General features: G+C 51.7%; 1 rRNA gene. It reads left to right on the top strand.

The window, feature by feature from the left end:
* Nucleotides 1-551: ribosomal RNA gene (locus B5G33_RS20945) — 23S ribosomal RNA — on the top strand; the annotation flags it as partial.

The following is a 551-nucleotide window of genomic DNA, read 5'->3' as shown; positions in this document are numbered from 1 at the left end:
AACCAGGATGTTGGCTCAGAAGCAGCCATGCATTCAAAGAGTGCGTAATAGCTCACTGGTCGAGAGGTCCTGCGCCGAAAATGTCCGGGGCTGAAACACGACACCGAAGCTGAGGAATCTTTTTAAGATTGGTAGAGGAGCATTGCATAAGGGAAGAAGCAGTACCGGAAGGAGCTGTGGACTTTATGGAAGAGAGAATGCCGGAATGAGTAGCGAGAATGAGGTGGGAATCCTCATGGCCGAATATCCAAGGTTTCCAGGGTAAAGCTGATCTGCCCTGGGTAAGTCGGGGCCTAAGGCGAGGTCGAAAGACGTAGTCGATGGACAACAGGTTGAGATTCCTGTACTGCAGTATGACAGAACTGTGGGGACACGTGTGGAGAGCATAGCCGCGGAATGGAAAGCCGCGGGCAAGCGAGGTAGGAGATGTGTAGGAAAAACCGCATATCAATCCGAAGGCGTGATGCGGAGCGAACTGAAGTAGCGAAGTATGTGAGCCATGCGTCGAGAAAAGCCGCTATTGTTCATACTGTACCCGTACCGTAAACCGA

Origin of the sequence: Blautia sp. An81, assembly GCF_002161285.1 — a bacterium.
Taxonomy (GTDB): Bacteria; Bacillota; Clostridia; order Lachnospirales; family Lachnospiraceae; genus Blautia; species Blautia ornithocaccae.
This window is presented reverse-complemented; position numbering and strand designations above follow the sequence as displayed.